We start from the raw sequence: 8,349 nt of genomic DNA on the forward strand, positions 1-8,349 counted from the left end.
ACCGGTGGCGGGTAGCGTTTCCCCACGACAGCACCGGCACGCCTGGCAGGGGAACCTCATGCTCATCACCGACGACTTCCTGCCCGTACCGGTCCCCGAGTCGCTGAACGCCACCTACCTGGTGCCGACGACCGGGCTGCCGGCGGTGAGCGCCCGCACGGCGGTACGGGGTCTGGCCGGTCGGCTGGCCGAACCGGTGCACGGGCTGGCCAAGCAGATGCTGGACAGTCCACTGATGAGTGTCGACGTACGCCCGATCAGCGAGTTTCCGGAGCTACCGCCGGACCTGCTCACCGCCTTCGGCGCCAGCCAGGCCCAGCTGGATCGGCTGGCCGCGGCCACCCATCTGGTGGTGGTGCAGGCCGAGTACCGACCGGGGTGGCCCCCGGCCCACGAGTGGGCGGCCCGGGCGGTGGCCGCGGCGATCGCCGAGGCGGTCGACGGCGACGTGGTCGACGTGTTCGGGTTGCAGTTCCTGGACCCGGTGGCGGCGCTGCGGTCGTTGCCGGACGAGCGGGGCCGGGTCCGCCTGGTCGACTGGGTGCTGGTGCCCTACTCCTCCGACGCCGAGGGGCTGTGGTTCACCACCAAGGGGCTGCGCCGTTTCGGTCTGCTGGAGTTGCAGACCCAGGGGGTACCGGACCATCTGACCCGGGCCTGGGGCGCGGTGATGACCGGAGCCGCCCGCCGACTGCTGCGCGACTGGACCGACGGGCTCAGCGGCGAGGAGGTACCCGCCTTCGTGCAGCTACCCGTACTGGCCACGGTGACCGGGCATGACATCGCGGTGGCGTACGGCAATCCGGAACAGCACGGGGCGACCGCGCCGGTGCTGCTGCGGCTGGAACTGGACCCGGCCACGGATCCGGAGGCCGACTCGTTCCTCAGCCTGCGCCCACCGGCCGGGCACCCCGGCCCGGACGGGCGCTACTTCGCCGCCGCCTGCGCCACCCTCTTCGCCGGCATCCAGCCCGATGTGCGGTACGCCCGCTCCGGAGACGCGATGAGCCGGGCGATCGCCACCGCCCGCGCCGGCCTGCGCGACATCCGGGCCCGCTTCCGCGCCGGCCGGCTGCCACCGGAGACCCAACTGGTGGTCAAGTACGGGCTGCCCGGCGAGGACGGTCCCGAGTACGTCTGGGCCGGGGTGACCTCCTGGGACACCCCGGAGCGGGTGGTCGGCGCCAGCGCCAGCGACGCCAACACCGACCCCACCGTACGCATCGGTTCCCCGGTGGTGATCGAAGCCACCGACATCGTCGACTGGGCCCTGCTCGACTCCACCGGCGTCATCGAAGGCGGCTGGACCCAGGCCGTCCTGGACGCCGGCGAGAAACCCACCCCCTGACGGGGTTATTTGACGGAGGGGTGGGTGAAGGGGGGGCGGGTCAGGTGGGCGGGGGTGTGCCGGCCTCGGATGTCCACCTGGAGTTCGGCGCCGTCGGGCAGGGCCGGGGCGGTGTCGATCAGGGCCAGGGCGATGCCCTGCTTGTTCGTGGGGCTGAAGGTGCCGCTGGTGACCGTGCCTACCTGGGTGTCGCCGTGGAAGACGGCCATGCCGGGGCGGGGAATGCCCCGACCTGCGATGGTCAGGCCGCGCAGCGTACGCCCGGGACCGGCGGCCTTCTCCGCTAGCAGGGCCTCGCGGCCCCAGAAGGCCGGCTTGTCCCAGCCCACCGCCCAGCCGGTGCGGGCCTGCACCGGGGTGATCTCCAAGGACAGGTCCTGCCCGTGCAGGGGGTACCCCATCTCGGTGCGCAGGGTGTCCCGGGCGGCCAGCCCGCAGGCCTGGGGTGCCGGCTCGGCGGCGAACAGGGCGTCCCAGACCGCTACCGCGTCGGCGGCCGGGATGACCAGCTCGTAGCCGCGCTCGCCGGTGTAGCCGGTCCGGCACACCGTCAGCTCTACGCCGTCCAGGGTCGCCGGGGAGAAGCTCATGTACTCGTGCCCGGTGGGCAGGCCCAGGGCCTCCAGCAGCTCCGCCGAGCGGGGTCCCTGGACCGCCAGGACGGCGTACGCCTCGTGCTCGTCGGCGATCGTGATCTGCGGCGGGGCGGCGGCGCGCAGTCGGCGTACCACCTCGGCGGTGTTCGCGGCGTTCGGGATCAGGAAGACGTGGTCGTCGGCGTACCGGTAGGCGATGATGTCGTCCACCACCCCGCCGGTGGCCTCGTCGCAGCAGAGGGTGTACTGCGCCCGGCCCGCCTCGATCCGGTTCAGGTCGTTGCTGAGGCAGGAGTTGACGAACTCCACCGCCCCCGGGCCGGTCACCCGCACCTTGCCCAGGTGCGACACGTCGAACACGCCGACCTCGGTCCGTACCGCGGTGTGTTCCCGCAGCACCCCGCCGCCGGCGTACTCCAGGGGCATCTCCCAGCCACCGAAGGGGGCGAACTTGGCGCCCAGGGCGGTGTGCCGCTCGGCCAGCGGGGTACGACGCAGCCGGGTCTCGACGGCGTCGGTGGTCACGTCGGTCATGGGTCGCAACTTACCGGGAACCACCGGTCTGGTTAGCATCGGCGGGACCCCCGGGGATGATCCGGCGGGCAGCATGAACGCCCGGCGGGTGACCATCCGCCGCCAACTCCATCGCCGGTACGCCACGATGCGACCGGCCCGGCCTGCCCGGGAGCAGCTTCCGTGACATCGTCCAGCACCACCCTGAGCCTGGTCGACACCGACCCCGCCGAACTCGCCGTCGACGCGATCGTGATCGGTGTGCACAGTACGACCGGCGAGGACGCCACCACCGGTCCCGCCGGCAGGCTGCTGCTCGCCAGCGGCGCGGAGAGCATCGCCGCCGCCTTCGACGGCAAGTTGACCGAGACCCTGGCGCTGCTCGGCACGACCGGCGGCCCGGGTGAGGTGATCAAGCTGGCGACCCTGGGCACCATCACCGCCCCGGTGATCGCCGCGGTCGGCCTCGGCCCGGAGCCCAGCGGTGCGGCGCCGGCCCCGGAGACCTTGCGCCGGGCCGCGGGGGCGGCGGTACGGGCCCTGGCCGGTGCGACGAAGGTGGCGCTGGCCCTGCCGCTGCCCGACGACGCCGACGCGTGTGCCGCGGTGCGTGCCGTCGCCGAGGGGGCGCTGCTGGGTGGGTACCGGTTCGCCGGCTACAAGACCCGGCCGCAGCCGGCCCGGCGGGAGCCGGTGGCCGAGGTGCTGATCGCCGTGCCGGACGCCGCGGACGCCGGTGCCCGGGCCGAGGTGGACCGGTCCGTGGCGGTGACCAACGCGGTGCGGGTCACCCGGGACTGGGTCAACACCGCCCCGAACGATCAGCGTCCGCCGGTCTTCGCCGAGGCCGTCGCCGAGGCCGCCCGGGCTGCCGGGCTGGGGGTGGAGGTGCTCGACGAGGTAGCGCTGCGCGAGGGGGGATACGGCGGCATCATCGCGGTCGGGCAGGGCTCGGAGGCTCCGCCTCGGCTGGTGAAGCTGACCTACACCCCCGCCGGGGGTGGCACCGGCAAGCGGGTGGCGCTGGTCGGCAAGGGCATCACCTTCGACACCGGCGGCATCTCGATCAAGCCGGCTCAGGGCATGTGGGAGATGAAGTCCGACATGGCCGGGGCGGCGGCGGTGGCCGCGACCATGCTGGCGGTGGCCGACCTGAAGCCGCCGGTGGCGGTGACCGCGTACGTGCCGATGGCGGAGAACATGCCCTCGGGCACCTCGTACCGGCCGGGTGATGTGATCACCATGTTCAACGGCAAGAAGGTGGAGGTGCTCAACACCGACGCCGAGGGCCGGATGATCCTCGGCGACGCGATGGCCCGCGCCTGCGCGGACGGCACCGACTACCTCTTCGAGACCTCGACCCTGACCGGTGGGCAGGTGGTCTCGCTGGGCAAGCGGATCTCCGGTGTGATGGGTACCCCGGAGCTGTGCGAGCGGGTCCGTACCGCCGGCGACACCGTCGGCGAGCCGGCCTGGCCGATGCCGCTGCCGGAGGACGTACGCAAGGGCATGAACTCCGATGTAGCCGACATCTCGCAGGTCAACGCGGGCATGGAGCGGGCCGGGCACATGTTGCAGGGCGGGGTGTTCCTCAGCGAGTTCGTCACCGACGAGGTGGCGTGGGCGCACATCGACATCGCCGGCCCGGCCTACCACTCCGGCGAGGCCACCGGCTACTGGACCAAGGGCGGCACCGGGGTACCGGTGCGCACCCTGCTGCACCTGATCGAGGACATCGCCGCCAACGGCTGAGCTGCGAGAAGGGCCCCCTGCTCGACGCATCGCGCCGGGCAGGGGGCCCTGTCACATGTCGGTCAGTACAGCTCCGGGCGGCGCTTGCGGCGCTCGTTGTAGTCCCGCATGCGCTGCGGGTAGCCCATCAGCGCCACGTCGTAGACCGGGATGCTCAGCCGGTAGGCGAAGCGCCGCGCCCCGTCCGGCCCGTTGATCCGCCGCCGGGTCCACTCGCCGTCGTCGGCGATCAGGATGACAGTGGTCTCGGTAACCGTGGTACGCGGCTCGATGTACGCCTCGACCCCTTTGCGGGTGCGGACAAAGTTCTCAAGATGCTCCAGATCGGCGCGATTGGCCGTACGGTCGGGTTCGGCCGCTCGTGCCCGCTTGCGTCGCCGGAACAGTCCCACTGAGCCGTCTCCCCACCTGTCCGCGTCATCGAAGGCAGTGCCAAGGGTACGTGGCACCAACGTGTCATTGGGCACCTCGGTACGCGCTCTCGACCCGGTGGTGACAAGATGGCCGAGGTGGGGTGTATCCCTGTTACCCCGCCGTGACCCCCGATGCAGCGAAGCGACCTGGGAGTTGAACGTGAGCGAGCCGAACGACGCAACCTTCGACATCGTCATCCTCGGAGGTGGTAGCGGCGGCTACGCGACCGCGCTGCGCGCCGCCCAACTGGGCCTGTCGGTGGCCCTGGTGGAGAAGGGCAAGCTCGGCGGCACCTGCCTGCACAACGGCTGCATCCCCACCAAGGCGCTGCTGCACGCCGCCGAGATCGCCGACCAGACCCGCGAGTCCGAGCAGTTCGGTGTGAAGGCCGAGCTGGTGGGCATCGACATGGCGGCGGTCAACTCGTACAAGGACGGGGTGATCTCCCGGCTCTACAAGGGCCTGCAGGGTCTGGTCACCGGCAACAAGGCCATCACCTTCGTCGCGGGCGCCGGCAAGCTGGTCGCGCCGAACGCGGTCGAGGTCGACGGCAAGCGGTACACCGGCCGCAACATCGTGCTGGCCTCCGGGTCGTACGCCAAGAGCCTGCCGGGCCTGGAGGTCGACGGCGAGCGCGTGATCACCAGTGACCACGCCCTGGTCCTGGACCGGGTACCCAGCTCCGCGATCGTGCTGGGCGGCGGCGTGATCGGCGTGGAGTTCGCCAGCGTGTGGAAGTCCTTCGGGGTGGACGTCACCATCATCGAGGCGCTGCCCCGCCTGGTCGCCGCCGAGGACGAGGAGTCCTCGAAGGCCCTGGAGCGGGCCTTCCGCAAGCGGAAGATCAACTTCAAGGTCGGCAAGCCGTTCGAGAAGGTCGAGAAGACCGACAACGGCGTCAAGGTGACCATCGCCGGCGGCGACACCGTCGAGGCCGAGCTGCTGCTGGTCGCCGTCGGCCGGGGCCCGAACACCGCCAACCTCGGGTACGAGGAGCAGGGCGTCAAGATGGACCGCGGCTACGTGCTGACCGACGAGCGGCTGCGCACCAGCGTGCCGAACGTCTACGCCGTCGGCGACATCGTGCCCGGCCTCCAGCTCGCTCACCGGGGCTTCCAGCAGGGCATCTTCGTCGCCGAGCAGATCGCCGGGCAGAACCCGGCGGTGATCGACGAGGCGGGCATCCCGCGCGTCACCTACTGCGACCCGGAGCTGGCCTCGGTCGGCCTGACCGAGGCGAAGGCCAAGGAGCAGTACGGCGCCGACAACATCAAGACCTACAACTACAACCTCGGCGGCAACGGCAAGAGCCAGATCCTCAAGACGACCGGCTTCGTCAAGCTGGTCCGGGTCGCCGACGGTCCCGTGGTCGGCGTGCACATGGTCGGCGCCCGGGTCGGCGAGCTGGTCGGCGAGGCGCAGCTGATCTACAACTGGGAGGCGTACCCGGGTGAGGTCGCGCAGCTGGTGCACGCCCACCCGACGCAGAATGAGGCTCTGGGCGAGGCGCACCTGGCCCTCGCCGGCAAGCCGCTGCACGCACACGCCTGACCACGAGGTAATCCGCGGCGTCCGGCGACGGGCGATGATCCCCCCACCAGGGAAATGAAGGAGTCTGGAGAACATGCCGGTATCGGTCACCATGCCCCGGCTCGGCGAGAGCGTCACCGAGGGCACCGTCACGCGCTGGCTCAAGCAGGAGGGTGACACCGTCGAGGTCGACGAGCCGCTGCTCGAGGTGTCCACGGACAAGGTCGACACCGAGATCCCGTCCCCGGCGGCCGGCGTGCTGACCCGCATCGTGGTGGGCGAGGACGAGACGGCGGAGGTCGGCAGCGAACTGGCGGTGATCTCCGGCGAGGGTGAGTCGGCCGGTGGCCCCTCCGAGCGGCAGGCCCCCGCCGAGCACCAGGAGTCACCCCCCGCCGAGCAGGCCGCCGAGGCTGCCGCGCAGCCGCAGGCCGAGGCGGAGCAGTCGGCCGTCGAGGAGCCGGCCGAGCAGCCGGCCCCGGCCGCCGCCGGATCGGGCGAGGGCACCCCGGTGCAGATGCCCGCGCTGGGCGAGAGCGTCACCGAGGGTACGGTCACCCGCTGGCTCAAGCAGGTCGGCGAGACCGTCGAGGTGGACGAGCCGCTGCTGGAGGTCTCCACCGACAAGGTCGACACGGAGATCCCCTCGCCGGTGGCCGGCACCGTCCTGGAGATCAAGGTCGCCGAGGACGAGACCGCCGAGGTCGGCGCCACCCTGGCCGTCATCGGTGCCGCCGGCGCCGCCCCGGCCGAGGCCAAGCCCGAGCCGAAGCCGCAGGCGGAAGCCAAGCCGGAGCCGAAGGCCGAGCCGGAGTCCCAGGTCTCCGAGCCGACGCCCGGTGTCTCCTACAACGAGCCGGCCGCGGAGGCCGAGACCTCGGCGGAGCCGGCCAAGGCCGAGCAGGCCGCCACTCCCCCGGCCCCGACCGCCCAGCCCACCCCGGCGCCCAGCGCCAACGGCGAGGCGGCCGGCTACGTGACTCCGCTGGTGCGCAAGCTGGCCAGTGAGCACGGGGTCGACCTGGCCACGGTCAACGGCACCGGTGTCGGTGGCCGGATCCGCAAGCAGGACGTGCTGGACGCGGCGGAGAAGGCCCGTGCCGCCAAGGCCGCACCTGCTCCGGCCGCAGCCCAGCCGGCCCCGGCCCCGGCCGCTCAGGCCAAGCCGGCCGCCAAGCCGCAGCCGAGCGCCAAGCGGGGCACCACCGAGAAGCTGCCCCGGATCCGGGCCGCCATCGCCAAGCGGATGCACCAGTCGCTTCAGGAGACCGCGCAGCTGACCACGGTCGTCGAGGTGGACGTCACCAAGGTCGCCAAGCTGCGGGCCCGGGCCAAGGACTCCTTCCTCCAGCGGCACGGGGTCAAGCTGTCCTTCCTGCCGTTCTTCGCCCTGGCGGCCATCGAGGCCCTCCAGACGTACCCGATCGTGCAGGCCCAGATGGACCTCGAAGCCGGCACGATCACCTACCCGGAGGCCGAGAACCTCGGCATCGCGGTGGACACCGAGCGGGGCCTGCTGGTGCCGGTCATCCACAACGCCGGTGACCTGAACCTGGGCGGCATCGCCAAGCGCGTAGCCGACCTGGCCGAGCGCACCCGGACCAACAAGATCAGCCCGGACGAGATCGCCGGTGCGACCTTCACGCTGACCAACACCGGCAGCCGGGGCGCGCTGTTCGACACCCCGATCGTGCCGTCGCCGCAGTCGGCGATGCTCGGCACGGGTGCCGTGGTCAAGCGTCCGGTCGTGGTCAACGACCCCGAGCTGGGCGAGGTCATCGCGGTCCGCTCGATGGTCTACCTGGCCATGTCGTACGACCACCGCATCATCGACGGCGCCGACGCGGCCCGCTTCCTGACCGCGGTCAAGGAGCGGCTTGAGGCCGGCAACTTCGAGGCCGAACTGGGCCTCTGACCCACCACGAAGGGCGCCCCCGGTTCACCGGGGGCGCCCTTCCACGTCCGTCCCCCTCCCTCCCCCACCCTCCCCCTCCCTCCCCCTCCCGCCTCGCCCGGACCAGCCCGGACCAGCCCGCCCCGTCGATCTTGCAGTTTCGGTCGCCGAATTGTCGGCATGCACCCCTTATGCGGCGACCAAAACTGCAAGATCTGTGAAGGTTTTTGTCAAGCGGTGGCTTCGAGGGTGCGCCAGATTTGGCGGGCTATGTAGCGTTTGAGGCTGCGGGTGATCTCGGT

Annotated in this window: 6 protein-coding genes; 4 read left to right on the forward strand and 2 right to left on the reverse strand. The window is 71.6% G+C overall.

Annotated elements, in window-relative coordinates; translation table 11 throughout:
* Positions 1 to 58: 58 nt before the first annotated feature.
* Positions 59 to 1,348, forward strand: a complete 1,290-nt coding sequence (locus ABZ795_RS24185; protein WP_357531975.1) for a DUF2314 domain-containing protein — start codon at positions 59 to 61, stop codon at positions 1,346 to 1,348.
* Between the two features lie 5 nt (positions 1,349 to 1,353).
* On the opposite strand, the gene gcvT is transcribed toward ABZ795_RS24185, so the two are convergent.
* On the reverse strand, positions 1,354 to 2,478 hold the full coding sequence (gene gcvT / locus ABZ795_RS24190; protein WP_357531976.1) for a glycine cleavage system aminomethyltransferase GcvT: 1,125 nt from the start codon (positions 2,476 to 2,478) through the stop codon (positions 1,354 to 1,356).
* A 162-nt stretch (positions 2,479 to 2,640) separates the two neighbouring features.
* On the opposite strand from gcvT, the gene ABZ795_RS24195 reads away from it, so the two are divergent.
* Positions 2,641 to 4,209 (forward strand): leucyl aminopeptidase, encoded by a 1,569-nt coding sequence (locus ABZ795_RS24195; protein ID WP_327024741.1) that lies wholly within the window; start codon positions 2,641 to 2,643, stop codon positions 4,207 to 4,209.
* Positions 4,210 to 4,271: 62 nt separating this feature from the next.
* Here the strand turns inward: ABZ795_RS24195 and ABZ795_RS24200 are convergent, their stop codons facing one another.
* The gene (locus ABZ795_RS24200; RefSeq protein WP_327024740.1) at positions 4,272 to 4,601 is read right to left on the reverse strand and encodes a hypothetical protein; all 330 of its coding nucleotides are present in this window, start codon (positions 4,599 to 4,601) and stop codon (positions 4,272 to 4,274) included.
* 181 nt (positions 4,602 to 4,782) lie between these two features.
* Between ABZ795_RS24200 and lpdA the strand changes: the two genes are divergently transcribed.
* Both lpdA and sucB read left to right on the forward strand, forming a co-directional pair.
* Positions 4,783 to 6,174, forward strand: a complete 1,392-nt coding sequence (lpdA, locus tag ABZ795_RS24205; RefSeq protein ID WP_357531977.1) for a dihydrolipoyl dehydrogenase — start codon at positions 4,783 to 4,785, stop codon at positions 6,172 to 6,174.
* A gap of 73 nt (positions 6,175 to 6,247) precedes the next feature.
* Complete coding sequence (gene sucB, locus ABZ795_RS24210) at positions 6,248 to 8,068, forward strand: 2-oxoglutarate dehydrogenase, E2 component, dihydrolipoamide succinyltransferase (protein WP_357531978.1); 1,821 nt, start codon at positions 6,248 to 6,250, stop codon at positions 8,066 to 8,068.
* The last annotated feature ends 281 nt before the right edge of the window (positions 8,069 to 8,349 follow it).

It is taken from the genome of Micromonospora sp. NPDC047134 (assembly GCF_040643455.1).
Classification (GTDB): domain Bacteria; phylum Actinomycetota; class Actinomycetes; order Mycobacteriales; family Micromonosporaceae; genus Micromonospora.